21 protein-coding genes, 4 pseudogenes and 2 riboswitches are annotated in these 24,548 nt (G+C 68.7%); of the genes and pseudogenes, 12 read left to right on the top strand and 13 right to left on the bottom strand.

The genetic code is table 11. From position 1 onward, the window contains the following. Positions 1–3 precede the first annotated feature (3 nt). Positions 4–612, bottom strand: coding sequence for a YceI family protein (locus AOK11_RS03270; protein ID WP_055592100.1), 609 nt, complete (start codon positions 610–612; stop codon positions 4–6). 328 nt (positions 613–940) lie between these two features. Continuing rightward, positions 941–1,068 (bottom strand): annotated as a pseudogene (locus AOK11_RS46610) (IS701 family transposase); the annotation flags it as partial. 275 nt (positions 1,069–1,343) lie between these two features. Between AOK11_RS46610 and AOK11_RS03265 the strand changes: the two are divergent. The 3 genes from AOK11_RS03265 (at position 1,344) to AOK11_RS03255 (ending at position 4,985) form a co-directional block, all read left to right on the top strand. Next, positions 1,344–2,066: a dienelactone hydrolase family protein gene (locus AOK11_RS03265; protein ID WP_055592099.1), complete on the top strand. Its 723-nt coding sequence runs from the start codon at positions 1,344–1,346 to the stop codon at positions 2,064–2,066. An 817-nt stretch (positions 2,067–2,883) separates the two neighbouring features. Then, a complete protein-coding gene (locus AOK11_RS46105) occupies positions 2,884–3,387 on the top strand; it encodes an IS5 family transposase (protein ID WP_276204791.1) in 504 nt (167 codons plus the stop codon). A gap of 533 nt (positions 3,388–3,920) precedes the next feature. Beyond that, entirely contained in the window at positions 3,921–4,985 is a 1,065-nt protein-coding gene (locus tag AOK11_RS03255) for a type III polyketide synthase (protein WP_055592098.1), read from the top strand. Between the two features lie 125 nt (positions 4,986–5,110). On the opposite strand, the gene AOK11_RS03250 is transcribed toward AOK11_RS03255, so the two are convergent. Next, on the bottom strand, positions 5,111–6,316 hold the full coding sequence (locus AOK11_RS03250; protein WP_055592097.1) for a cytochrome P450: 1,206 nt from the start codon (positions 6,314–6,316) through the stop codon (positions 5,111–5,113). Positions 6,317–6,845: 529 nt separating this feature from the next. On the opposite strand from AOK11_RS03250, the pseudogene AOK11_RS44455 reads away from it, so the two are divergent. Then, positions 6,846–7,010: pseudogene (locus tag AOK11_RS44455) on the top strand (pirin family protein); the annotation flags it as partial. A gap of 93 nt (positions 7,011–7,103) precedes the next feature. Here AOK11_RS44455 and AOK11_RS03245 read toward each other — a convergent pair. The 4 genes and pseudogenes from AOK11_RS03245 to AOK11_RS46605 form a co-directional block, all read right to left on the bottom strand. Beyond that, on the bottom strand, positions 7,104–7,889 hold the full coding sequence (locus tag AOK11_RS03245) for an ABC transporter ATP-binding protein (protein ID WP_055592096.1): 786 nt from the start codon (positions 7,887–7,889) through the stop codon (positions 7,104–7,106). Beyond that, positions 7,886–8,962, bottom strand: coding sequence for a FecCD family ABC transporter permease (locus tag AOK11_RS03240; protein WP_055592115.1), 1,077 nt, complete (start codon positions 8,960–8,962; stop codon positions 7,886–7,888). The genes AOK11_RS03245 and AOK11_RS03240 overlap by 4 nt, the downstream gene beginning before the upstream one ends. Positions 8,963–8,997: 35 nt before the next feature. Next, positions 8,998–10,065, bottom strand: coding sequence for an ABC transporter substrate-binding protein (locus AOK11_RS03235; protein WP_055592095.1), 1,068 nt, complete (start codon positions 10,063–10,065; stop codon positions 8,998–9,000). Positions 10,066–10,095: 30 nt separating this feature from the next. Continuing rightward, positions 10,096–10,288, bottom strand: a riboswitch (cobalamin riboswitch). Beyond that, positions 10,271–10,348 (bottom strand): annotated as a pseudogene (locus AOK11_RS46605) (hypothetical protein); the annotation flags it as partial. Its footprint overlaps the riboswitch before it by 18 nt. A 216-nt stretch (positions 10,349–10,564) precedes the next feature. Between AOK11_RS46605 and AOK11_RS03230 the strand changes: the two are divergent. From AOK11_RS03230 to AOK11_RS03220, 4 genes are all read left to right on the top strand, one after another. Then, entirely contained in the window at positions 10,565–11,548 is a 984-nt protein-coding gene (locus tag AOK11_RS03230) for a ferric reductase-like transmembrane domain-containing protein (RefSeq protein ID WP_055592094.1), read from the top strand. A gap of 45 nt (positions 11,549–11,593) precedes the next feature. Further along, positions 11,594–11,741, top strand: a riboswitch (cobalamin riboswitch). Positions 11,742–12,694: 953 nt separating this feature from the next. Then, positions 12,695–13,441, top strand: coding sequence for a DUF1775 domain-containing protein (locus AOK11_RS03225; protein ID WP_055592093.1), 747 nt, complete (start codon positions 12,695–12,697; stop codon positions 13,439–13,441). A gap of 546 nt (positions 13,442–13,987) precedes the next feature. Beyond that, entirely contained in the window at positions 13,988–14,257 is a 270-nt protein-coding gene (locus AOK11_RS39025; protein WP_079034604.1) for a WhiB family transcriptional regulator, read from the top strand. A 465-nt stretch (positions 14,258–14,722) separates the two neighbouring features. Next, on the top strand, positions 14,723–15,682 hold the full coding sequence (locus tag AOK11_RS03220; RefSeq protein WP_055592092.1) for a DUF5996 family protein: 960 nt from the start codon (positions 14,723–14,725) through the stop codon (positions 15,680–15,682). Between the two features lie 183 nt (positions 15,683–15,865). On the opposite strand, the gene AOK11_RS03215 is transcribed toward AOK11_RS03220, so the two are convergent. From AOK11_RS03215 to AOK11_RS03195, 5 genes and pseudogenes are all read right to left on the bottom strand, one after another. Then, entirely contained in the window at positions 15,866–16,111 is a 246-nt protein-coding gene (locus AOK11_RS03215; RefSeq protein WP_240497201.1) for a hypothetical protein, read from the bottom strand. Positions 16,112–16,399: 288 nt separating this feature from the next. Beyond that, a complete protein-coding gene (locus AOK11_RS03210; protein ID WP_079034603.1) occupies positions 16,400–17,092 on the bottom strand; it encodes a DUF305 domain-containing protein in 693 nt (230 codons plus the stop codon). Then, positions 17,089–17,745, bottom strand: coding sequence for a DUF3105 domain-containing protein (locus AOK11_RS03205; protein WP_055592091.1), 657 nt, complete (start codon positions 17,743–17,745; stop codon positions 17,089–17,091). Before AOK11_RS03205 ends, AOK11_RS03210 begins: the two co-directional genes overlap by 4 nt. Positions 17,746–18,418: 673 nt before the next feature. Continuing rightward, positions 18,419–18,629, bottom strand: a pseudogene (locus AOK11_RS44445) (pyridoxal-5'-phosphate-dependent protein subunit beta); the annotation flags it as partial. Positions 18,630–18,738: 109 nt separating this feature from the next. Next, complete coding sequence (locus AOK11_RS03195; protein ID WP_055592089.1) at positions 18,739–19,290, bottom strand: histidine phosphatase family protein; 552 nt, start codon at positions 19,288–19,290, stop codon at positions 18,739–18,741. Between the two features lie 321 nt (positions 19,291–19,611). Between AOK11_RS03195 and AOK11_RS03190 the strand changes: the two genes are divergently transcribed. Continuing rightward, a complete protein-coding gene (locus AOK11_RS03190; RefSeq protein WP_055592088.1) occupies positions 19,612–20,277 on the top strand; it encodes a response regulator in 666 nt (221 codons plus the stop codon). Further along, positions 20,274–21,377, top strand: coding sequence for a sensor histidine kinase (locus AOK11_RS03185; protein WP_055592087.1), 1,104 nt, complete (start codon positions 20,274–20,276; stop codon positions 21,375–21,377). The genes AOK11_RS03190 and AOK11_RS03185 overlap by 4 nt, the downstream gene beginning before the upstream one ends. Positions 21,378–21,426: 49 nt before the next feature. On the opposite strand, the gene AOK11_RS03180 is transcribed toward AOK11_RS03185, so the two are convergent. Further along, positions 21,427–22,416 (bottom strand): BtrH N-terminal domain-containing protein, encoded by a 990-nt coding sequence (locus AOK11_RS03180; RefSeq protein WP_055592086.1) that lies wholly within the window; start codon positions 22,414–22,416, stop codon positions 21,427–21,429. A gap of 756 nt (positions 22,417–23,172) precedes the next feature. On the opposite strand from AOK11_RS03180, the gene AOK11_RS42660 reads away from it, so the two are divergent. Continuing rightward, positions 23,173–23,529, top strand: coding sequence for a hypothetical protein (locus AOK11_RS42660; protein ID WP_206188765.1), 357 nt, complete (start codon positions 23,173–23,175; stop codon positions 23,527–23,529). 792 nt (positions 23,530–24,321) lie between these two features. Then, on the top strand, positions 24,322–24,548 hold a 227-nt coding region (locus AOK11_RS43790; protein WP_206188764.1), incomplete at its 3' end, for a hypothetical protein.

The raw sequence follows: 24,548 nt of genomic DNA, 5'->3' as shown, positions 1-24,548 counted from the left end.
TGGTCAGGCAGCGCGGATCGCGGAGACGTCGAACTCCAGCTTCACCTTCTCGCCGACCAGTACGCCGCCGGTCTCCAGCACGCGGTTCCAGGTCAGGCCCCATTCGGTGCGGTCGACTGTGGTGGAGCCCTCGAAACCGGCGCGCTCGTTGCCGAAGGGGTCGGTCGCCGTGCCGGTGTGGGTCAGGTCCAAGACGACCGGGCGGGTGACGCCCTTGATGCTCAGGTCGCCGCTCAGGTGGTAGGTGTCCGCGGAGAGCTGCTGTACCAAGGTGCTGCGAAAGGACAGCATGGGGTGGGCCTCGACGTGGAAGAAGTCGGCGCTGCGCAGGTGCCGGTCGCGCTGCTCCTGGCGGGTGTCGAGGCTGGCGACCTCGATGGTCACGTCGGCGGTGGAGCGCCCGGGGCGCTCGCTGTCCAGGTACAGGCGGCCGTCGAAGGCTTCGAAGGTGCCCCGGACCTTGGTGATCATGGCGTGCCGGGCGACGAAGGCGATGCTGCTGTGCACGGGGTCAATGGTCCAGACGCCGGTCAACCGGGCGGTGGCCGGCGCGGAGGTCGTGTCGGTGGCCGGGGCGGGAGCGGTGGCGCGGTGGCGGTTGAGCAGGCCCATGGGGTCGTCCTTCAGGGAGGGAGTGTCTTCTACTCTCCTCCAGCATGTTGAGGTTTGAATCAATTCCGGAGTGATTCCTGGATTCTCGACGGTCTGGCAGCCTGAGCGCAGCAGTCATGAGAATCCGCCGACCAGCCGGGAAGACACACCGCCACTCGCGTTCGTGTCCGCCGACACCGCGGCCGCGAAGGCCGCCGACACGGTTGCCGCACTGGAGGAAGCAGGTCGCCGTCACCGGGCGCACCGCCGGTACGGCACTCATCACCAGGGAGTCACGGCCTGGGACTGCGGCCAGGCCGTGTCCGTCGTCGCCACCTTGGAGCAGCTGCGCGAGCGGGGCGTGGACATAGTCCCGCATTCGCCAGCGCAGATCCGCCCGCGCGAAGCGGCCCGCCACCCGCGCAGCGCCGACTCCAACTCGACATCGCAGCAAGCGACTTCAGTTATCTCGCCCATACCAGGACGACCGCAACCACCAGCTCAGGACACGAACCGCTGCTGGAGTATTACACCGTGTCCTATGGGGTGAGGCGGCATCCGGCCACGGAGCCTCCGCAAAAACCCGTTGGCGGACCACGGCGACCGTTGCTAATCTCCCGGAGGCCGTGCGAGAGAACGAGGAGGTGGTACCCGTGAACGCAGTATCGACATGGGTGCTCCCCTCCGGGGTCACGGTCGGGCGATAGGTCGTCCGGGAGCGCCGTTCAAGAGCCCTCCCGAAAGGCACGACCGTGCGATTCACTTCTGAACAGCGCCTCGGCGACGACGTCCTCGAGCGCGAATTCACCCTCGGCGAGATCCCCGGCACCCTGTGGACGCCTGGAGCCGCACCGGCCCCGCTGGTCCTGATGGCCCACAACAACGGTCTGCCCAAGGCGGAACCCCGGCTGGTGGCCCGGGCCCGGTACACCGCGGCGCGCGGCTACGCGGTGGCCACCATCGACGCCGCCGGGTGCGGTGACCGTCCCCGTTCCGCCGCCGACGAGCAGGCCCGTGCCGACCTCCGGCGGGCGATGCAGGCCGGCGAGCCGGTCGACGAGATCTTCGAGTCCTTCATCGGCCCGCTGGTCGAAAACGCGGTTCCGGAATGGCAGACCACTCTGGACGCCCTCCTTGAGCTGCCCGAGATCGGCGGCCCGGTCGGGTACTCCGGGGGGTGGACCGCCCTCGGCATTCGGCTGGCGGTGGTCGAGCCGCGCATCGCGGCCGCAGGCTTCTTCGCCGGGGGGTACGTGCCCCGTGCCCAGCGCGAGGAGGCCCGGCAGGTCACCATTCCGCTGCTGTTCTTGCTGCAGTGGGACGACGAAGGGAACCCCCGGCAAAGGGCCCTGGACCTGTTCGACGCCTTCGGCAGCAAGGAGAAGACGCTGCACGCCAATCTGGGAGGGCACACCGGCACCCCGTGGTTCGAGCTGGAGGACGGGTGCCGGTTCTTGGACCGACACCTGAAGTGAGGCCGGGCCGTCTGGCGGGCAGCGGACGGTAGGAGGTGTCGGCCAGGATGCCGTCATCGAGGACAGGGCCCGGCCCTCCTCGATGGCGGTGGCCGGCAGATGCACAACCGCCCCGATCGCGGCGGTACCGGCCATCAGCGGTACCGGCCGGTCGGGGCGGCGCTCGGCCACCAGCGCCGCCATCAGCTGGGACCATGCCGTGAGGCACTCGACCCGTACCTTGCGGATCGCCGGGCAAACGACCGACTCGACCACCAGCGCCCGGTCCGGGGTTGGCGACCAGCAGCCGGCAGTAGGTACGCATCGCGGCGTTCAGCATCCCGCGGGGGCCGTCGCTGGGCTCGGTGATCCGGCTGACCTCAGTGAACGGGACCTCGGCGGCGGCCCGGTACGCGGCGACGAAGAAGTCGTCCTTGGTCTTGAGACCGTGCCCTATGAGCTCGTAACGCGATCTTGTTGAAGTGGCCTGGTCGGGCGTGACCGAGCTGACGATTCGGCCGTTCGTGGTGGTGTGAGTACTCGGCCGTGGATCGTGGACGACGACTTGTGGGCGCTGATCGAGCCGCTGCTGCCGCCCTGGCCCGAGCGGGCGCCGGGGCCACAGCCGGTGGGGGACCGGCTGTGTCTGTAGGGCATCCTCTACGTCCTCCACCACGACATGGCCTGGCAACTGCTGCCGCTGGAGCTGGGGTTCGGCTCCGGACGACCTGCTGGCGGCGCCTGGACCGCTGGCAGAAGGCAGGCGTCTTCAACCAGCTGCACCGCATCCTGCTCGCCGAGCTGAACGCCGCCGGCCAGCTCGACTGGTCCAGGGCGTGTGTGGACGGTTCCCACCTCCGGGCGAAAAGGGGGGTGCCGGCACCGGTCCGTCGCCGGTCGACCGGCGCAAGACGGGCAGCAAAAACACCACCTGATCTGCGACGGCTGCGGCACCCCGCTCAAGGTCATCACCACTGCGGCCAACGTCAATGACGTCACCCAGACCCTCGCCCTGGTCGACGGCATCCCGCCCGTCGCGGGCCGCCCCGGCCGTCCGCGCAGGCGTCCCGAGGCCCTGCTCGGCGACAAGGGCTACGACTCCGACCTCCACCGCGAAGAGCTCCGCAAGCGGCGCATCCTGCCGGTCATCTCCCGCAAAGGATCACCGAACATCCAGGGCCTGGGCAAGCTCCGGTACGTCGTGGAGCAGACCTTCGCCCTGCTCCACCAGTTCAAACGCCTCGCCGTCCGCTGGGAATGCCGCACCGAACTCCACGATGCCTTCGTCTCCCTGGCCTGCAGCCTGATCTGCTGGAGACGCCTCAAGAATGCCCGATCATGATCGCGTTACGAGCTCATAGCTGAACAGCTGGCGTACAGAGACATATGGTGACCCGTTGGGGTGGTTCGGCTGGGCTCGTTTCGTTGTCCGCGCGGTCGATCGTCCGACGGGATGACGAATCCGTTATCCGGAGAGCTCTGACGTCCGGGTGCTCGGCAGGCGGCGGTATCGGTGCCGAAGTTGCGGGGGTCAAAGGGTTGTGGCAGGAAAACCAGGCAATCATGTGTGCGATCCGTGGTGCACTTTCACGGCGTTCCGTTCGGCATGCGACTCACTCGTGACCGCCGTAATGTGAATCCGGTGACCAAATGCGCTGTGGAGGAAAGTTCTGCCTGAGCGACGAAGATGAAGTGGGTGACAGGCCTACTCGCGCCCGTTCCCAGGACATTGACGTCGGGTCAATGAAATCCGCTTGTGGCCGTTACGCACGGAATGACGTGTAGTGATGGTGCAGCGGTTGCCATTCGGCAGGTCTGTCTCTCGGCTCTGGCCAGGTCCGCATGGTGTGGCCATTCTCCGCTAGGAGGAAGTCTATGGCGGTTTTGTGTAAACCAGCGATCGCGGTCCCCGAGTACGTCATCACCAATGAGGAAACCCTCGAGTTGGCCCGGAGGTTGCACGGCGACCATCCGCAGATCAACCTGGCCCTCCGCCTGATCGAGAACACGGGGGTGAAGAAACGACATCTGATACAGCCGATCGACAAGGTCCTGCGACATCCTGGGTTCGATGCCCGCAGCGCCGTCTACGAGGCGCAGTCCAAGGAGCGCGTACCCGCGGTGGTACGCCAGGCGCTCGATCAGGCCGAACTGGAACCTCAGCAGATCGACTTGATCGTCTATGTCTCCTGCACCGGCTTCATGATGCCGCCGATGACGTCGTGGCTCATCAACAAGATGGGCTTCCGTCAGGAGACGAGGCAGCTGCCGATCGCCCAGCTCGGGTGTGCTGCGGGAGGCGCCGCGGTCAACCGGGCCCACGACTTCTGCCAGGCCTACCCCGACGCCAACGCGCTCATCATCGCCTGCGAGTTCTGCTCGCTGTGCTACCAACCCACCGACCTGGACGTGGGATCGCTGCTGTCCAACGGCCTCTTCGGTGACGGCATTGCCGCCGCCGTGGTGCGGGGGAGCGGCGGCACGGGGGTGCAACTGGAACGCAACGGCTCGTATCTCATCCCGGACACGGAGGACTGGATCTCCTATGCGGTTCGTTCCACGGGCTTCCACTTCCAGCTCGACAAGCGTGTGCCCGGGACCATGGAGCCACTCGCTCCGGTGTTGTGCGCCCTCGCGGACGAGCACCAGTGGAACGCGAGCAAGATGGACTTCTACATCATCCACGCCGGCGGTCCGCGCATCCTGGACGACCTGAGCTACTTCCTCGACGTGCCGTCCGAGGCCTTTCGCTTCAGCCGTGCCACGCTCACGGAGTACGGCAACATCGCGAGCGCGGTGGTCCTCGACGCCTTGTCGCGCATGTTCGACGAGGCGTCGGCTCTCCACGGACACCGAGGTCTGATGGCCGGCTTCGGTCCGGGCATCACCGCCGAGATGTCGCTGGGAACCTGGGTTTCGGGTTCCGAAGCCGAGATCTGAAGTCGGTCCCTCCGCTCCCGGCCCGAACGGCCGCCCCGCGCCGACCTGCGTCCGGGGAAGGCGACCACGACGGCTCCTGCCAGGCACCGACTGGCAGGAGCCGTCGGCCCCGGCGCGAGCCGCCGTCACCAGGCGACTGGCAGGGCGAGCGGAAACCGCCAGATCGACGTGGTGTTCCAGCGCACCTCGTCGGCGGGCTTGGCCAGCTTCAGGCCGGGGAAGCGCTCCAGAAGTGACCCGACGGCCATCCGGATCTCGGCGGAGGCGAGGGGGGCACCGAGACAGTGGTGCCCACCCCAGCCGAACGTCATGTGCGGGGGAGTGGTGCGTTCCAGATCCAGCTCGTCAGGCCGGTCGAATTTCCGGTCGTCCCGGTTGGCCGTCAGGTAGGAGACGTGCACGATGTCTCCTTGCCTGATGGTTACGCCGCCCAGTTCCACGTCTTCGAGGGCCACCCGGGGAATGCCCACGCCTTTCCTGAAGGGGATGAACCGCAGCAGTTCCTCGATGGCCTGCGGAAACAGTTCAGGGCGGGAGCGCAGCATGGCGAGTTCTTCTGGCCGGGAGAGCAGCGTGTAGACGATGTTCCCGATTTCGTAGGTGGTGGTGTCCTGCCCGGTGATGAGCAGAACCATGGCCATGACGGTTAGTTCCCGGTCGTTGAGGATCTCGTCACCGTCACGGGCGGTGGCCAGCGTGCTGATCAGGTCGTCGCCGGGGTCCTTGCGTCGCTGGGCCGTCAGCGTGGCGAAGTAGGAGCGGAGCTCCGCCTTGGACTTCACCGCGTTGTCCCGGTTGTCGAGGCCGGTGTCCATCATGGTCCGCGCATGAGCGCGCAATTGCGAGCGATCGGCTTCGGGGATGTCGAGGACCTCGCAGATGGTGGTCAGCGGCAGGGGGCCCGCCAGATGCTCCATCAGGTCGGCGGGTGAACCGTGTTCCGTCATCCGGTCCAGCAACTCGTCCACGACATGCTGGACCCGCCTCTCCATGTGCTCCATGTGACGGGGAGCGAAGCCCTTGGAGACCAGACTGCGCAGCCGGCTGCTGCCCGGTGGATCCATGACATTGATCGCCTCGTCCTGGACGATCGGCTCAGGAGTCATGCGCGGGAAGTTCCGGCCGATGACGGCCTTGCGGCTGAAACGACGGTCCGTCGTCACCGTGCGGACATCCTCGTAGCGGGTGACGAGCCAGGCTTCCCCCTCTCCGTAGGGCAGCCGGATACGGCTGATGGTTTCTCCGTCCAGGAGTTGCCTGAGCGTCGGATCGAATTCAAGGGCCTCGGCAAAGTCGAATGCGCAGTCCCGTGCGGTGGGTTCTGGTTCCATGCATAACTCCAGGTAGTGGATCCGACCTGTGGATCAGACACCTATTCGGCTGGACGGGCCATGGATGCCCTGTCCGCGGGAGCGGCACGCATGAAATGTGACTGATTAGTCCATATGGATTAAAGTCGACGCATTTGCCATCCCCGGGTCGGCGCCGACGCGGGCCACGGCGTTGTCGACTTGGCTTCCCCCTGGCCGTGGGGTGATCACCCGGATCGTTCGGGTCGATGGGAGAGGCGGGACGTGGGGGCTGGGACTTCGTTGTGCGGGGGTCCCGGTTTCACCAGGGCCTGACACGCCCTCGCCGCCGCACCTCACCACCCTCCCCGACCGGTAACGAATCCTGTATGCGTGCGGGCACTTCGGCCACCGCGACCGCGGATGCCCGCACCTCTTGAGGAACGACCCACTCCACGGACCGACGAACCCGAAGACAAGGCTTGCCGCCCCGGCGTCCGATGCCGACAGTTTACTGACCAGTAGGGGGTGAAAGCGCAACTGACCTGCGGAAATGCGCGCAGCATCCGCTGTGTTCCGGAACTGGACCAGCCGGACCCAGGAGGAGATCGAACAGGCGTGTCGGGACTAGAGGGAAGGCACGCGGTTCGGCGAGGTGAAGGGGTACGACGGTGCTCCGCTGCCTGCTCCCGAGATGCCACCGGTGCCGCTGAAGCCGCGAGGGAGTCTCCGCTGAACTGCTGAACTGCTGAACTGCTGAACTGCTGAACTGCCTGAGTCCTGGTGGCTGGTGAACGAAGGGTTCCCGCAGCGTGCAGGCAGGGGCCCTTCATAGGTGTGACTCTTCGGGAAGGAACGTCACCTGCGGGGCGCCCGTGCGCGGATGGGTGGCGACTTCCGCTGCCACCCCGTACACCTCGGCCAGCAGGCGGGGGGTGAGGATGTCGGCGGGCGGTCCGGAGGCGGTTACTTCGCCGTCGTGCAGGACGTAGAGGCGGTCGCAGTAGTAGGCGGCCAGGTTCAGGTCGTGCAGGGCGAGCAGCACGGTGGCGGGCAGGCGGCGCAGGGCGCCGAGCACGTCCAGTTGGTGCCGGATGTCGAGGTGGTTGGTGGGTTCGTCGAGGACGAGCAGGGTGGGTTGCTGAGCGAGGGCGCGGGCGATGAGCACCCGCTGGCGTTCGCCGCCGGAGAGCCGGTCGAACGGGCGGTCGGCCAGGTGGAGGGCGTCGACTGCCATGAGTGCGGAGGCGACGAGTTCGGCGTCCTCGGGGGTGTCGCCGGCGAGAAGCCGTTTGTGCGGGGTGCGGCCCATCGCGACGACCTCGCGGACGGCCAGGTCGAAGTCGGCTGCCGATTCCTGCACCACGGCCGCCACGATGCGGGCCAGTTGCCGCACCGGCAGTGACCAGGCGTCGCCTCCGTCGATGCGGACCTGGCCGGTGTCGGGGCGCAGGACGCGGTAGACGGCACGCAGAAGGCTGGACTTGCCGCTGCCGTTGGGGCCCACGAGCCCGATGGTCTCGCCCGGGCGGGCGGTCAGGGAAACGTCCCGCACCAGATGGCGTGCTCCGGCGGTGAGCGTGACGCCGTCGACGGAGAGTTCGGTGGCGGTCATGCCGCTCCTCGGTCGGTACTTCGGCGGGCGTCCCGGCGCAGCAGCCACAGGAAGAACGGCCCGCCGCACAGGGCCGTGAGGACGCCGACAGGGATCTCCATCGGAGCGGCGATCGTCCGCGCGGCGATGTCGGCCCAGACGAGGAAGACCGCCCCGCCCAGTGCCGCCGTGGGCAGGACCCGGCGGTGGTCGCCGCCGACGAACAGGCGCACGATGTGGGGCATCATCAGGCCGACGAAGCCGATCGGTCCGGTCGCCGCGACGAGTACGCCGGTCACCAGGGAGAGCAGGACGAACAAGCGGGCACGGAACCGGGCCACATCCAGCCCCATCGTGGTGGCCGCCTCCTCGCCGGCCAGGAGCAGGTTCAGGTTGCGTGCCTGCGCCATGAGGACGCCGATGCCGAGCAGCAGGGCCGCGCTCGGCAGCCACAGCGTGCCCCAGTTGACCCCGCCGAGTCCGCCGAGGGTCCAGGCGAGCACCGCACGGGCCTCGTTGCCGCTGTCGGTGGTGAGCAGCAGCAGATCGAGCACCGCGGTGAGCACCGCCGCGATCGCCACGCCGGACAGCACGAGCCGCGCCGAGGTGATGCGTCCGCCGGTGCGGGCGGTGGCGTAGACGAGCAGCAACGCGCCCAGGGCGCCCACGAAGGCGGCCACGGACAGGGACACCGGCCCGAACACGGTGACCCCGAACACGATCACCGAGACCGCACCGAGGGACGCGCCCGAGGAGACGCCCAGCAGGTACGGCTCGGCGAGCGGATTGCGCACCAGGGCCTGCAGGGCGGTGCCCACCACCGCCAGTCCCGCACCGGCCACCGCACCGAGCAGCACGCGCGGCGCCCGCACGTCCACCACGATGGTCTCCCGCGCCCGCGACCAGTCGGGCTCCTGCCAGTCGGCGCCCAGCGCGTGCGTCACGATGCCCCACACCTGACCGGGCGGGACCTGAACGGAGCCGATCGCCAGGCCCGCCGTGGCGGAGACGACGAGCAGGGCGGTGAGCACGAGCAGCGTGACGGCCAACGTCGTACGGCCCGCCCCCGGCCTGGGGGGCTTCTGCCGTGGCACCGCCCGCTCGGCGGAGGTGCCGGCGGCGGTGTGGGTCACCGGAAGTTCTCGGGGTGCAGTCCGCGGGCCAGGTCGTCGACCGCGTACGCCGACCGGATGCCGACCAGGGTAGCGGTCAGCGGCAGGACGACGAACCGCTTGTTCCGGACGGCGGGGACATCGGCGAGGGCGGGCTGGGAGAGCAGGAACTTCTTCTTCTGCTCGACGCTCCCGGCGCCGGCGTAGTCATAGATGGCGATGACCTCGGGCTTGCGCGCGACGACCTGCTCCCAGGAGACGTCGCCGAAGACGTCGTCGAGGTCGGCGAAGACGTTCTCGCCGCCGGCCAGCCTGATCAGTTCGGTGCCCAGGCTCTTGCCGCCCGCGGTGAAGGCGGTCTTGTCGCCGCTGTCGTACACGAAGACGGGCACCTCTGGCTCGCCCTCGACGGTGGTGGCGGCCTCCTCGACGCGGCCCTCGAGGTCGGTGACCAGCTTGTCGGCCCGGTCGGGGACGCCGAAGAGCCGGCCGATGGTACGGATCTCGTCGTAGGTGTCCCGCATCGTCACCCGTTTCTTGCCGCAGTACTCGCGGTTGAGATGAGTGTCGATGCCGGCGTCGGCGAACGCCTTGCGGGAACGACCCTCGTTCTCGGCGAACGCGCTGCCGTAGCCGCCGTAGACGAGGTCGGGTTCAGCGTCCAGGACCTTCTCGAACGACGGTTCCCTCTCCGCCAGCTCGAGGATCGCCTCGTAGTCCTTCTTCAGCTTGGGCAGGACGGCGGAGTCGGGGAAGGCCGTGCCGACCATGCGGTCCTTCAGCCCGAGGGTGAGCATGAGTTCCGCCGGGTGCTGGTGGATGGTGACCACCCGGGAGGGCGGCTTGTCGTAGGTGGTCCTGACGCCGCAGTTGTCGATGGTGACGGGGAAGCCCTCGGCCGAGGACGCTGTGCTCCTCGGGTCCTGGACGCCGCCGTCGGACGAACCGCAGCCGGCGGCCAGCAGGGCTGCCGACAGGGCAACGGCCGCGGCGCGCAGAGAGCGGCGCCTGCGGGCCGGGGGGAACGAAGCAGGGCAGAACGAAGCAGGGGAGAACAAAAGGGGACGGGGCGTGCCGTCGTACACGTAGAGCCTCCTGGGGAGTCCGCGCTCCTCGGAACGGGCCCGCGACGGACCAGTGTCCTGACTCCCGGATCGACGCTCCCCCCTGCCTTCCCGCGCGGCTCGCGCAGTGGCATGTCGAGGGGGTGTACTCCCCGGTCACAGTGGCGGGACCGTGCCGGATTCACACCGGCTTCCTGTCTCCCGTCGCGGCGATGACCAGGTAATCCTACGTGCCGCCGAGTTGGAGGCGAAAGGGAGTGCGGACCTGTCCGCACTCCCCGCATACCGTCAGCTCTCGCGGGCCGCCCGCAGCACGAGCCGTTCGGCGTTCTCGTCGTCGGGACGGCGGCGGATTTCGTACGTCGCGGCCAGGTACCCGGCGCCTGTGGACAGTCCGGCGGTCGTGGCGGCCGCTCTGGCCGGATCACGCCTCGGTACTCGCTCCTCCCTTCAACCAGACTTGTTGACTCACGACACATGCGCACCGCCCCTGCGGCGACCGGTGCCCGGGAGGACCTTGATGGTGTCAGAGGCGAGGCCGGACGAAGGCGGGACAGCGGCGCCGCGACGGCAACGGCCTTCCGCGGACAGGATCGCTTTGCGTGGTGACCTGCGATCCGCCCTGCCCGACGCGAGTGCGGCGGTGGTGCTCACGGGGGCCGTGTTCGCTTTCCTGTACGTGCGCATGGACTCGGGTGATTCGGCCACTGTCGCGGTCATGCCGTTCATGGACGATCCCGGCGCCTACTGGATGTACTTGCTCAGCCAGGCGTTCGGGTGGTCGGGACTGCTGTGGGCCTGGGGCACGGTCATGCTCGGGCTGCTGTTGTCGGGGCCACGACCCGCCCGGCTGCCGGTCTCCCGACAGGTGCTGGAGCGCTGGCACCGCACCACGAGCCTGACCACGATGGCGCTGATGTTCGCGCACGCGCTGATGTTCGCGGCGGAACTCGTCCGCTACGAAACGAATCTGACGTGGGCCGAGCGGCTGTGGGCGGGCTTCGCGGACACCTTCGTACCCGGCTGGTACGACTCCGGAACCGGCCGGATCGCCATCCCGCTCGGGCAGGGTGCCCTGTACCTGGCGGTTCCCCTGGGGCTGCTGTTCTACGTCCGGCACCGCATCGGAGCGAACACCTGGCGACGGCTGCACCGGTTCGTGATCGTCGTCTACGTGCTGAGCGTGTGGCACACGCTGCTGTACGGGACCAACGTCTGGTACGGGGAATGGCCGCGTACCCTCCTGTGGCTGCTGCAACTGCCGGTCGCGGTCCTGCTGTTGCTGCGTCTGCTGCGGCCCGCCCGGCGGGCCGAACGGTTGGACGCGCCAGGAGGACGTGCGGGTGTGGCATGGCCGGTCTGGTCGGCGCGGGCGGCAGGACGGATCGCCGTCGGGGCCGTCGTCGTCGGGCTTGTCGTCGTGGCGGCGTCCGGCCGCGACGGCGGACGGGACCGTCCGGCCGAGCCGCCCGCGACGGTCCCGCACGCCCGTGAGACGGAATGACGGCTTGATCCGGGCAGGCAGGACCACCACGGGAAGGGGATGACGGCCTGCGACAAGGTGACGGCGGAACGAGGAAGTCGGTGTGAATCCGGCGCGCTTCCGCCACGGTGATCGGCGAGCCGGTCCCGACAGCCACTGCCCGAAGGCGGATGGGAAGGCCGGGACGGGCCTCGGCCCGAGAGCCAGGAGACTCACGCGGTCGCCTCCTCGACGAACCATCGGGACGGATCTCCCCGGTCGGATGGTGCGGTGGGACACGCGTCCGGCGTACTCGAAGCGCGCGGAGGGCGGCAAGCGCCGCACTCGCGCTTCCCGCCCCTCCCCGGGAGGGGTGCTGTGCGTTCCGTGCTTCTGCTGCCGCATCTGTTGCTTCGGTCGTGCGGGGCGGTCAGGAACCGGACGTTCCCTTCATCCGACGCCTGCTGAGGAGGCGCGCATGCGTATGCCTCTCCGGAGCGTTGTTGCGCGCATTCGTCGGCCGACCTGTACCAGCGGATCCGCCGGAGTGACGCAGGTCATATGAGTGGTCCGGAACTCGCGCCCCGGCGGCTCCGACTCCTGAACCGGTACGGCTGGACCTGACCTGCGCCGTACGAGGCGATCTGGAGAACCGGTATGGGCGATTCCCGACAATTCTCCTCCGACGGAGGGGCGCGGTGCTGCGGAAACCGGTGCCGCCGCCCGCGCTGTGCGGCGGGTCGAGGAGAAACCCGCCAAGCCGGACGGGGTCTCCGCGGCCGTCGATCCGGCCACGGGCCGGGCCCGGGTGAGCCACCCGGCGCGCGTAGGACCCGAGGAGCTCGTGGCCGCGGCGGAGAAGGCCGACTGCTGCTCACTGCCCTGCCGGCGGTGCCGGTGCTCGTGCTGTCGATGGCGCCTGCCTGGCGGTCCCGCAACGGGCAGTTGCTGTGCTTCGTGCGTCCTGGCGGCTCGGGCGACCGAGCTCGGGGAGCCACTCGACGACGACGCCGTACGGGCGGCGATCACCGAGGCCGGCTACGAGGTGAGCGAAGCTATGCGGGGCGCCGTGGCCTGAGTCGGCGCGCGGCCGGCCGATCGCCCTCGGCCGAGTTGCCCCGCCCTGGTCGCAGGGCCTGCCCTGCGCTTGAATGCAGCCCCCACACCAACATGACAAGGGAGTTCTCAGTGCACCGCACGACTTTGGTACGCAGCCTGCGCCGTTGCGGCACCCTCACAGCGGCCGCGTTCGTGGTGGCCGTCGCCACCGCGGGACCGGCCGCGGCCCACGCGGAGGTCGAAGCGGAGGGCGCCCGAGCCCTTGACCAGAACGTCACGTTGACCTTCTCCGCCGCCTCGGAGTCGAACTCCGCCGGCATCACCAAGCTGGAGGTGATCCTGCCCAAGGGCATCGAACCCGGCGACATCACCTACAAGGAAGGCCCGGACGGCTGGAAGCTCGCTCCCACCAGCCGGGGTTACACCGTCTCGGGACCGAAGCTCGCCGTGGGGGAGGATGCCGATCACGTCGTCACCGTCCGCCAGTTGCCCGATGCCAGATCGCTGGTCTTCAAGACCCTGCAGACCTACAGCGACGACCACGTGGACCGCTGGATCGAACAGGACGACACCAGCGAGGACGGCCACGGTCACGGACACCCCGCACCCCGCCTGGAACTGAAACCCGCCGCTCCCGGCGCGAAGCCGGTGAGTCCCAGCCCCACGGAGGAGCCCACGACGGCCGTGCCTTCGTCCGACACCGTCTCCGGCGAGCCGACGACCCACCCGACTGCGCCGCCGACGCAGCCCACGGTGGACAGCGCGGAAGACGACGACGGCATGCCTGCCGCCGTGCCCCTCGGTATCGGGGCTGCTGCCCTCCTGCTCGGAGGCGGGGCATGGTGGTTCAAGAGCCGTCGTAGTGGCTCTGCCTGAGTCTTTCGCCCAGGACGGAAGCACCCCTGCGCGGCGACCCGTGCGCCGCCGCGCAGGCCGGTCCCGACGTGATTCACCGGCGCCCGCAAGGAGCAGCGCCGCCCGCCGTACCGGGACCAGGACACAAGCGCCACGCATCATCCGGCGCGACGCAAGCGCTCCGGACCGCCGCTGCTGAAGGGTGAGGAGGAGGAGAGCGCGCGGCGCCGCATGGTCCGCGCCCGCCTGGAGCGCGGCATCGGCCGGCTGGCGAACTGCAAAGATGCTCCGCGGCTGCCGGTGGCGGGGCGACGGCCTCGCCCACGCCGCCGGGCCGTCGCTCGCGTGGGCACCCTTGTTCTCGCCGCATGGGCGCACATGCTCACACACCGCTCCGACCTGCGTGATCGCGGTTTTCTGCACCACCTTTCAGGGGGGGGTGGTGCTTCTCCGGGAGTGAAGGCTGGAGAAGGCCTGCGGCGAGTTGTAGGCTGTTCTGCAACCTCTGCCGGGTCTTTGGTGCTGCAAAGTGCCAAGGTGCCGTTGAACGCTGTGTAGAGGTGTGCCGTGTCTGGCTCGTTCCCTGAAGATCACAAGGCGCCGAACTGGCGCGATCAGGCTTCGTGTGTGGGCGAGGATCCTGAGATCTTCTTCCCCCTGTCCGACTCCGCGTCGCCCGGAGACGAGGCTTTCCTCGCCCGGACGATATGCCGTCGCTGCTCCGTTCTTCTTGTCTGCCGGTCATGGGCCATTGACCATGGTGAGGACGACGGGATCTGGGGTGCCACCACGGCCGCACAGCGCAGAGCGATTCGTCGAGCGCGGCTTGGGTCGTAGAAGCGGCCCGGCCGGCAAGCCTGCCGGTAGTGGCTCGAGAGCGGGCTGCCGATCGTCATCCGGATGTTCTGTGTCCTTCGGCTGGGGCCCGGTGGTGATCGGCGCGGCCCCTCCGCGGGTGCGTCGGCGGCTTCAGGGTTCGGGGATCGTCGACCGGGAGCGCGGCGGCGACGTGGCGCACGGCCGGCCGGGTCTTGTCGGCGAGGCCTTGGGGGTGTCGTTTCCCGACGCCTCCGGCGCGGGCGTGCCGTCCGCCGGTAGATGGGCCACCGGAGCCGGCAGTCGCTGGTCGGGCTTCAGGATGCTGGTTGTCCGAGGGGCGGTTGTCCGATGCTCATGTTCGCGCAGCGCACGCCGATAGGCCTTCCGGGTTCGACGAGGTGCCGCACCTGCCGGGCGTGGTCATCATGGTCATCCAGCCTCGTCCGGCCATCAGGAGCGTTGGGCGGGAGGGAAAGGATGACAATGGAGCTGTTCCCGCCGATCCCGCTCGCCGAGTGGCGCGACACCAAAGAGACTCTCCATCGCTTCGCGCAGATCGTCGGGAAGGTCCGTCTCGCCGCCAGCACCCGGCGCAACCACTGGTGGAACGTCCCGTTCCACCTCACGGGGCGTGGCACCACCACTCGCCCGATGGGCCAGGTCGACGACCATCCGATCTTCACGGTGGACTTCGACTTTGTCGCGCATCGGCTGCTTGTTTCGACTCTGGACGGGCGGGAGATCTCCCTCCCGCTCATCGGCCAGTCCGTGGCGTCCTTCCACGACGCGGTCATGGGCTCGCTGGCCGCGCTGGGCATCCGGGTGCAGCTCGACGTGCCCAGGCCCTTCGACCTGCCCGACTCCGGCCGACCGTTCGCCGAGGACACCGAGCACGCGATCTACGATCCCGCGCAGGCCAACCGCTACTGGCGGGTCCTCAGCCAGGTGGCGTCCGTACTGGAGGAATTCGCCGCAGGGTACTCGGGGAAGGTCAGCCCGGTGCACCACTTCTGGCACACCTTCGACATCGCCCACAGCCGGTTCTCGGGGAGTCATGTCGAGCAGCCTCAACAGATCGACCCGGTCACCCGGGAGGCGTACTCCCGGGAAGTGATCAGTTTCGGTTTCTGGTTCGGAGACGACACCTTCCCCGAGCCCGCTTTCTACTCCTACACCGCTCCGGAGCCCGCGCACCTGGCGGAGGAGCCGCTCCGGCCCGCGGCGGCACGCTGGCTTGCCCGCGGCAACAGCCACCTGGCCGTGTTGCGGTACGACGAGGTCCGTACCGAGGCCGACCCGCGCGCTGCCGTACTTGCCTTCTACGAAAGCGCCTACCGGGCCGGGGCCAGGCGCGCCGGCTGGGAGATCGAGCGGATGGCATGCCCCGGCGGGGTGACGGACCCGCAACTGCGGACCCCCGGGCCCGGTACCACGTCCGGCTGAGGCCCGCACGCCGTCGCCGCCCGGCCCGCCGGCGTGGTCACCGCGGCACCGCCCCGGTCAGGTGTCGGTGCGTGCCAGAACACCCTGGAGCAGTTCCGTCGCCCGGCCCACCTCGAAGAAGTGGCCGTCCCCGGATGTTGCCGCCCGTCATGCGCCGTGCCCTTCTTCGAAGACCGATCGGCGTCACGTTCCCGTGCCGGGTTCCGGCACCGGCTTCCCTGGCGAGGTGAAGGCGGCGAGCACCGTGGCGGTGATGCGGTCGGCGGCACGGTCGGCGGTGAGACGACCGGCACGGATCTCGTCGGCGGCGCTGTGCATGACCGAGTGCGGGACATCGACCGGCCACGCGATCGGCAGGTCCGTGCGGAAGACCCCCTCGGCGCGGCCGCGGACGATCAGCGTCTCGACTCGCAGGTCATGAGCGACCACCGTGTCCTCGTCGCCGTGCCGGAACCGTTCGGTCGCTCGGCCGCCTCCGTCCGTGACTTCTCGCGGAGGGCCCGGCGTTCGCGGGTCAGGCTGCCGCCCTGGGCATACCTCATGTACGCGGGATGCCGCAGGGATCATGGGCCGTCAGCCCTGGGACACCACGCTTTGAGGGTCGGTAACGGACGTAGACATGGCGCAGACGGTGCCCCCACACCCATGGGCGCTGCCTGCACGGAGCTGTGAAAGCGGTCGGGCGCCGCCGCTGGGCGGCACCCGACCGGAGAGGAATCACTCGCGGGGCGCGGACCCGCGCTCCTTCAGCAGGTCGGTCATCAACTCCACCTCCGACTGCTGGCCCTCGACCATGCTCTGCGCCAGCTTCTGCTCGGTGTCCACCTCACACTGCGAGGCGCAGGCGCGGGCCATGTCGACGCCGCTCAGATGGTGGTCGATCATGAGCTGGAGGTAGAGAATCTCCGCCTGATCGTCCTCGAGCTCGCCGAGTCGGCCGAGTTCCGCGGGCGTGGCCATGCCTGGCATCAGGGACCCGTCCTTCGACGAGTGGCCCTCGTGCCCACTCTGCATCCACGCCATGTACCCGTCGGGCGAGATCTTCGGCAGCTCCCACAGATCGAGCCAGCCGAGCAGCATGCCGCGCTGGTTGGCCTGAGTCTGCGCGATGTCGTACGCGAGACGCCGGATGTCCTCGTCAGCCGTGCGGTCCCGGACGATGTACGACATCTCCACCGCCTGCTGGTGGTGGACGGCCATGTCGCGAGCGAACCCCGCGTCGGCGGAGTCCGCAGCCGGAACACCGACCGCCTGATCCTTCTCCTTGCTCACCATGACCAAGGCCGACAGGGTCACGACGACGGCGACGAGGGCCGCCGCGCCGACGGTCAGCCAGCGGGTGAGGCCGGGCCGTCGGCCGTGCGCCCCTCCCGAATCGGTGGCTCGTTCCGCCACGATCGTGCCGGTCATGACGCCGTCAGGCCGCCCGAGCAGGCGGCACCCGGCTCAGGGGTCTGGGGCCCCTGGACGTACTTGGTGAAGAACTGGTCGATCCGCGGATCCGATGCCTTGTCCACGGTGAGCTGGCGCCCCCAGGCCGACAGCATGATCGTCCCGGACTGGTCCTCGGCCGGGCTCATCAGGCTGTACGGGGTCTTGGAAACCTTGTCCCCGAGAGCCTTGACGTCGGCGTCGGCGGCCTTGTCGTTGTAGGTGACCCAGACTGCGCCGTGCTCGAGAGAGTGGACGGCGTTCTCGTTCGGTATCGCCTCGGTGTAGACGCTGCCGTCGCAGGTCATCCACGCCTGGCTGTGGTCGCCGCCGACCGGCGGGCTCATCGCGTACTTCACGGTGCCCTGGACGTGGTTCCGGGTGAGCTTCTTCGCCTCCCAGGTCTTCTCACCCCGTACGGGCTTCTTCGCCTCGGCCGCCTGCTGCTCGCTCTTCTCGTTGGCGCTGTTGAGGGCGTACCCGCCCCACCCGACCAGCCCCGCGACGATGACCGTGCTGAGCGTGATGGTGATGACGCGGCTGCGACGCTCCCGAGCCTTCTCGGCGCGACGCATCTCTTCGACACGGGCCTTGCGCGCGGCCGAGGCTTCCTTCTTGCTGGTCTTGCTCATGACTGAATGTGTCCTTCCCCGCCGTTCGGCGGTGGGTACAGGGGCGATGGACGGATACCGCTCGGCACCTGCGCGAACCTGAGCGCAGGGCGCCGAGGCGCCGTCTAGGTCCGTTGCACCTGGAGGACGTGGAGGTCGGGAGCGCTGTGCACCGGCGGAGGCTGTGCGAGGACCGTGGGGCGCTGCTCCGGACGCGGGAAGCCCGGCATGCGGGTCAGAACCAGAGGCAGGGTTTGCGTGGGCGCGCCGAGCACGCCCGCCACATCGTGGACGACAGAAGAACAGCAGGTATCGCCGGGGGAACAGTCGCTCTGCCGGACGGGGGGCGTGATGTGATGCCCGGCCGGGGGCCCGGCCGCCACCGTCCTGCCGGTGGACATGGCCGTCGAGGGAGCAGCGTCGTCCTTGGCGCCACTGTGCCCGGCGTATCCCAGGCACACCACCAAGGCGGCGAGCAGGACCGCAAGGGCAGGGCAGAGGACCGCGGTGCGGATAGTCCACCGCGGACCGTGTCCTCTGTCTTGCGCCGACTGCGCACAGCTTTTCATCACGAGTGATGTTAGGCGGTCTCCGTGGGAGACCTGACGGCTGGTCCCGGACTATCAGCGATCATGCCCGTTTGTGCGTATCGGGGTGGATGGAGATGCGGGATACCGGGGTGGTTCGGGGCGCTCAGGGTGCCGGAGGCGGACTCGACGACACGTGCGCCCGGCAGCAGCCCACGCGCGCGAGCGTGGGCTCACCATGTGCAGGGCGGTGCGGTCTTTGACGCCCCCGGGATCCTGGCCTTCGAGCCTGGTCCAGAAGCTCCGTTCGGAGGCGGTGAACGGTGTACCGATCCACGGAACCGAAGTATCGCCGACCAGCCCGGCGGGGGTGTGCATCGGGCGCTTGCCGCCGGTTCGTCCAGGCCTCGGAGAAGGCGGACCCTGTTCGTGCTGCGCGCTCGTACGGCGACCTGGCGGACGCTCTGAAGCAGGGCAGCTTTCCGGGTCACGCGGCGCAGGTGCGCACTCGGCAGGCACGCGACGTAACGGACACCGTCGACAGAGGCGGCACTTTGAGGTGCCAGAAGGTTCTCACGGGTGCTGACAGAGCGTGGACAAGCGCGGCCCGGGTGACGGCCGGTTCCATGACGGCCAGTGCGTGGTCCATGTCGGGCGGCAGGCTGTTCAGCCACTGCGTGATCCGTTGGCAGAGCTGGCGCACGGACTCGCCTCCGTGGGGTGTGGCATCCGGGTCCGTCAGCCAGGCGGAGAACCCGTAGGGGTCGGTGGCGGCGACTTCGGAGGCTGTGCGGCCGCGCCACTCGCCGTAGTCGAAGTCGCGTAGCGCAGGCTCGGGTGTGGTTTCGAGGGCCAGAGCGTGAGCAGTCCGGGCACAGCGGGTCGAAGGTGTCCGGACGGCCACCGAGTATCGGGGCAGGGCTGCTCCGGTGGCACCCGCCTCGGACAGGCCGCGCTCCTTCAGCGCATCGTCATCGAAGATCGTCTCGCTGGTGTCGTCCCCGGCGGTCGCGCACAGAAGTGTCAGGCAGATTGTCATGGCGGATCCCCTTCCTGCCCGGCAGCGGGCCGACTGGTGCGAGATGGCCGAAATTCCGTGGAGCCGGTGGTGCGACACGGAGCTTTGCGTCTGTCGCCAGTCGGTTGATCAGGCGGGCGGGCTTGGTGGCGGTATGCGGGACTCCCACCTCCACAGTCAGGCAAAGCTACGCACGGCAACCATCCGGCACCCGTCCGGAACCGACCCCGCCGACTGGCTGGCACGTTCCCGCCACCCGGCCGCATTCAGTGTCGGCCACCCACGGGACCGACCTCGCGTGGTACGAATCGGACAGTGGGCCCGATGGCGAGTGGAGCACGCGTGATCCGGGTAATGGTGGTCGACGACGAGGCGCTGATCCGTACGGGCTTCCAGCACATCCTCGAAGCGACCGACGGCATCGAGGTCGTGGCGGCGGTTCCCGGCGGCCAGGCGGTCCGAACGGCGCAGGAGAAACGCCCCGACGTCGTGCTGCTGGACATCCGGATGCCTGACGTGGACGGCCTCACCGTCCTGGCCGACCTCCTTCGGCTGCCGCACCCACCGGTGGTGGCCATGCTCACGACGTTCGACATGGACGAGTACGTCGCCACGGCACTCCGGTCGGGCGCCGCCGGCTTCCTGCTCAAGGACACCGACCCGGATCAACTGCCCTACCTGGTGCGGACCCTGGCCGGCGGCGGCACCGTTCTGTCGTCCAAGGTCACCCGGACCGTCGTGGACGGTTATCTGAACTCCGGCCTGCAGGAAGACGCCGCCCGCAGCCTCGACCCGCTGACCGACCGCGAGCGTGGCGTACTCGCCTTCATCGCCGAGGGGCTGTCCAACACCGACATCGCCGCACGGATGCACCTGAGCACCGGCACGGTCAAGGACCATGTGAGCGCCATCCTCACCAAGCTGGAGGTGGGCAGCCGCGTCCAGGCCGCCCTGCTCGCGGAACGTGCCGGCCTGCTCAAGCCGTCGCGGGACCAGAAGAGGTCATGAGCACTCGCCGCCTGCCCGCCCCGCTGCTGGACGCCGCCCTCGTCGGAGCCTCACTGCTCGATGTCTGGGGCCATGTCGACACCTCCGAGCCGCTGCGCATGGTCTGCGCCCTGGCCGCTGCCTTCGCTCTTCTCCTGCGCCGTCGCCTGCCGCTGCTCACGTTCCTGCTCACCCTTCCCTCGGTCCTCGTCTCCGACGCGGTTTTCGCCGCCCTGGCCGCGCTGTACACGCTCGCCTCACTCACCCGCCGCCGCACCCTGCTGGCCGTCTGCGCCGTAGCGTTCACCATGAGCGACATGACTTCTTTTCCGTCGCCGGACTTCGACTTCTCGACACCGTCGACCTTTGTCACCCTGGGCTACACAGCGGCGACGGCGGCCGCACCCGTCTTCCTCGGCCAACTCGTCCAGACCCGGCGTGATCTGTCGTTGCGACTCGCCGAGATCTCCCAGGCACGCGATCACGAACGGCAGCTGACAGCCCAGACCGTGCTGGCCAAGGAACGCACGGCACTCGCTCGGGAAATGCATGACGTGGTATCCCACCAGGTCAGCCTCATCGCGGTGCAGGCCGGAGTGCTCCAGGTCGGCAGCCGGGACGCCGAAGTGAAACAAGCCGCAGCCACGATCCGCAGGCTGAGCGTGCAGACCCTGGACGAACTGCGGCACATGGTCAGCGTCCTGCGGGCCTCCGGGGGCCGCCCCACGGAACTCATCCCACAGCCCTCCCTGATCGACCTTCCTCAACTGGTCGGCAACAGCGGCATCGAGGCCGAGCTGCACACGGACCTGTCCGGCAGCCTTCCACCGCCGTTCCAGCGCGCCATCTACCGCACCGTCCAGGAGGCGCTGACCAACGTGCGCAAACACGCCCCCGGCGCGACAGCGGTCGTCCGCATCCGCCACGAGAACACAACCGTCCGTGTCACAGTCACCAACACGGCACCGACCCGGCCCGCTCTGCCCCTTCCCAGTGCCAACTACGGCTTGGTCGGGCTGCGTCAGCGTGCCGAGCTGCTCGGTGGCACGGTCACCTGCGGCCCCACCACAGACGGCGGCTACCAACTGTGCCTGGAACTCCCGGCCGACGGCACGTGGTGAGCAGGCGAGCCCGAGTGGTCTGGCCCGTTGAGGCCGGTGGAACGACTCGTCAGCACTGGAGCAGGCTGAGTTCCTGCATCGCATCGCGTTCGATGCGCGAGAGCTCGTGGAGGAGGGAGCCGGCCTGCATGAGGTTCTTCGCGTCGCCGGATTCGCCTGCTGTCGCGACGAGTGCGGCCACCTGTGTCCAGAGGGCGGCGGCCTCGGTATACAGGGTGTGGCCGGTGCGCAGGTGGCTGCTGTCGATCAGCTGGGCGCACTCGGCCAGGAAGTCCCGGTAGAGATTGCGGAACAGGGCGCCGCCGGTGCCGGCCCTCTCCATGAGGGCGGCGGCCCGTGGCAGGTCCTCCTGCGGATCGTCGCTGCGATGCAGCCACTTCGGCACTTGCTCGGCGGTCTTCTCGATGCCCCGGTGGCCCAGGTTCGCGATGGGCGGGTTCAGGAAGGCGTCGGCGCAGGTCTTGATCGCGGGGATGATCCGGTCCTGCGGTGGCTTCGCGCTGCTGGGCGCTGTGATGGTGAAGGAGCGGTGCTTGGCGGTCATGGGGCCGCGCTCGGCCCTGGCTCTGGCCAGGCCGGCGAGGCTGGTGGAGACGGCTCCGCCCTGCGGGTCGGTGTCCACCAGGTAGGCGTCCTGTTCGTCGTAGCCGTACATGGCCACGACGTGCCCGCCGAAGTGCACCTTGGTGCTGAAGTAGTCCAGGTGGTAGCTGTCGAGTTGCAGGCCGACCGGCCGACCGGCGTCGATGGGTGCCGCCACGTTCTGCCATGCCTTGCGCGGGGAGGTGGTCTCCCCGATCAGCAGCTCGAGCCCGAGGGCGGCGGCCAGGTTCCTGGTGAGCTCGAACGGTTTGACCCGGCCTCCCAGGAAGGGAAAACCCATGGCTTTGCTGTCCCAGTAGATGAAGGACAGCCCGGAGCCGAGCCCGAACAGCATGGGCTCGGACAAGTCGAGTCCCTCATGCCGCAGCAGCACGCCCAGCGCCGTCGTCTCACAGTGCTGCATGCCGCGGACATCGATGCCTTTCACCATGGCCATGCCGCTTATTCTCCTTCCTCCCCTGACGACAACGCTGCAGAGGGGCGTGCCGGACCACCGGGTCCCAGGCATGTTCCGCCGGACAGGCCCTGGCCGAACCGTCGGAGCCATGCTCTGCCCAGTGCGGGTGAATCCGGCAGCAACCCACTTTGGGGTATGGCCTGTCTCCACGTCCCTCGGAGCAGGCAAGGAGCTGGGCGGCGGCGGCCTGCTGGGTGTGGCCCTTCTTCGTATGCCGGTGGACGGCGGCTCTGATGAGGAAGAGGAACATGTCGATCGCCATGAATTCCGGACGGGCGACCTCCCGGCACGGAGTCGCCCGGTGACGGCGCCACCGGACACAGCCGCCGGGCTCGAACGGGGCGCCTGCTGCCGGGCCAGGACCGGATCACATGGGAGACGGCCGGCTCGTAGTCTCGGTGATCCAGGAGGGCGTGGTCCGGATCCCGCGGTGACGGTTCAACGCGATGGGTCTCCCGAGATGCCGATGTGCCGATACGTGACTAGGCTCGGTGAGTGAATGCCGCAAGCACGGCACGCCCGGCCGACCGGTTCCCGAACCGAGCGGACCATGGCCGCAGTGATCGCCCGCGTGTACCGAGGGCGGCCTGGAGGCGTCGGCGGTCGAGCCCGTGCACCGGATCGGCATGCAGTGACGTTCAAAGACCCTGTCGCAACTTTTGTTTGCGGCTGCGGCCATCCATTCCCGCACTCCCTTTCGGTGCGCGGGAGACGATGGAGCGAAAGGTATTTCCCATGCGAACACAACGCGCGAGGCGCCTCGCCATGGCGTCGGCCGCAGGGCTGCTGATGGCCGGCGGTGTCGCAGTCGGTACAGCAGGCACCGCTTCGGCCTCCTCTCAGAACTACAGTCCCAGCCAGTACTGCAATAACCACCACTCCTGGTGGAACGACGACTGTGACTACTACGGTCGTGGCGGTAACGGCTACCACAACGGCTACGACAACTACGGCTATGGCGGTAACGGCGACCACCATGGCAACGGCTATGGCGGTAACGGAGACCACCATGGCAACGGCTATGGCGGTAACGGAGACCACAACGGCAACGGCCATGGCGGTAACGGCGGCCACAACGGCCACGGCCGATAACCCACCTACGGCAACGCGATGTGCGGCCCCTCCGGGACCGCACATCGTGCCGTCCTGGCTTGAATCAGCAGAGGAAGTCGTAACGCGCAGGAGGGCTCCGTTCGGTTCGCTGTCCGAGACCGGTGTGGGCGAGGCGGCAGGGCCGGATTGCCGGGACCGGGACGGGCGCAGACAGTCGGTGGTGGCGTCATAGTCCAGATTTGACGGCATTCCTGACGGCAACGACGGCACGCGGACGCGCATGATGGCTGGCCTGGACGATCAAAATCAGAGGCCGTCAGCATGTCGCTCGGCGTCTTGCCCGATCCTACGGATGCGCGGTCCGGCCGAACAGGTACGGGCCGAACCGTTGCCGCGGGCTTCGGCGCAAGGGTGCTGAATGCCGCTCCTTGGAACAGATCACCGGAACGATGAATACGGCGGTGAAGAGGACCGCCTCATGAGCGCCTCCGAAAACTGGTCCGAACAGCGCAGCCCGCACACCGTCCAGTGAACAGCCACCGGCGTTCGCCCGTATCCATTGCAGCAGATGCCGACCGCCTGCGCGGACAGGAACGGTGGGGACGGCTGGAGAGTGACTCTTCGATCGGTGACTCATTTTCGAAGTTGAAGCCGACCAGGTCGGCATCCTGGGCCACCCTCCGGGCGCGGTCCGCCGACATCGTCGGCTGGAAGTCGCGCAGTACCCGCAGCCGTTCGGCCAGCGCGATCATCCGTACGGCACCGGCGTCACCGGACGCGAGCCCCGCCATGCCGAGGGCGTGCAGCACCGTCCCTAACACAGGGAGTTCCATGGGCGAGCCGGCCGGACCGGAGAGCAGGGTCCGCAGTCCCTGCCGCAGCCGGCCGACCGGCTCCGCGACCAGCTCGATCCGGCCTGCGTGCGCGTGCGCCGCGCTGCAGGCAGGCGAGGATGAGAAGCCGGCGGATGAAGAGGTGGTCGTGCCCGTCGCCGAGCCGCGTCAGCACATCGAGCACCGCCATGAGATGCCCGTACGCTTCCTCGCCCCGCCCCGCCC

It is taken from the genome of Streptomyces hirsutus (assembly GCF_001418415.1).
GTDB classification, from domain to species: Bacteria; Actinomycetota; Actinomycetes; order Streptomycetales; family Streptomycetaceae; genus Streptomyces; species Streptomyces hirsutus.
Note: the sequence above shows the minus strand (reverse complement) of the source record. Positions and strands in the feature narration are given on the sequence as shown.

Bases quoted from the DNA above. Each gene is read 5' to 3' on its own strand.
- AOK11_RS03230 (WP_055592094.1), top strand. From the start codon at position 10,565: ATGGTGTCAGAGGCGAGGCCGGACGAAGGCGGGACAGCGGCGCCGCGA.
- AOK11_RS03220 (WP_055592092.1), top strand. From the start codon at position 14,723: ATGGAGCTGTTCCCGCCGATCCCGCTCGCCGAGTGGCGCGACACCAAA.
- AOK11_RS03205 (WP_055592091.1), bottom strand. From the start codon at position 17,745: ATGAGCAAGACCAGCAAGAAGGAAGCCTCGGCCGCGCGCAAGGCCCGT.
- AOK11_RS03270 (WP_055592100.1), bottom strand. From the start codon at position 612: ATGGGCCTGCTCAACCGCCACCGCGCCACCGCTCCCGCCCCGGCCACC.
- AOK11_RS03255 (WP_055592098.1), top strand. From the start codon at position 3,921: ATGGCGGTTTTGTGTAAACCAGCGATCGCGGTCCCCGAGTACGTCATC.
- AOK11_RS03250 (WP_055592097.1), bottom strand. From the start codon at position 6,316: ATGGAACCAGAACCCACCGCACGGGACTGCGCATTCGACTTTGCCGAG.
- AOK11_RS03185 (WP_055592087.1), top strand. From the start codon at position 20,274: ATGAGCACTCGCCGCCTGCCCGCCCCGCTGCTGGACGCCGCCCTCGTC.
- AOK11_RS03195 (WP_055592089.1), bottom strand. From the start codon at position 19,290: ATGACAATCTGCCTGACACTTCTGTGCGCGACCGCCGGGGACGACACC.
- AOK11_RS03245 (WP_055592096.1), bottom strand. From the start codon at position 7,889: ATGACCGCCACCGAACTCTCCGTCGACGGCGTCACGCTCACCGCCGGA.
- AOK11_RS03210 (WP_079034603.1), bottom strand. From the start codon at position 17,092: ATGACCGGCACGATCGTGGCGGAACGAGCCACCGATTCGGGAGGGGCG.
- AOK11_RS42660 (WP_206188765.1), top strand. From the start codon at position 23,173: ATGCGAACACAACGCGCGAGGCGCCTCGCCATGGCGTCGGCCGCAGGG.
- AOK11_RS03180 (WP_055592086.1), bottom strand. From the start codon at position 22,416: ATGGCCATGGTGAAAGGCATCGATGTCCGCGGCATGCAGCACTGTGAG.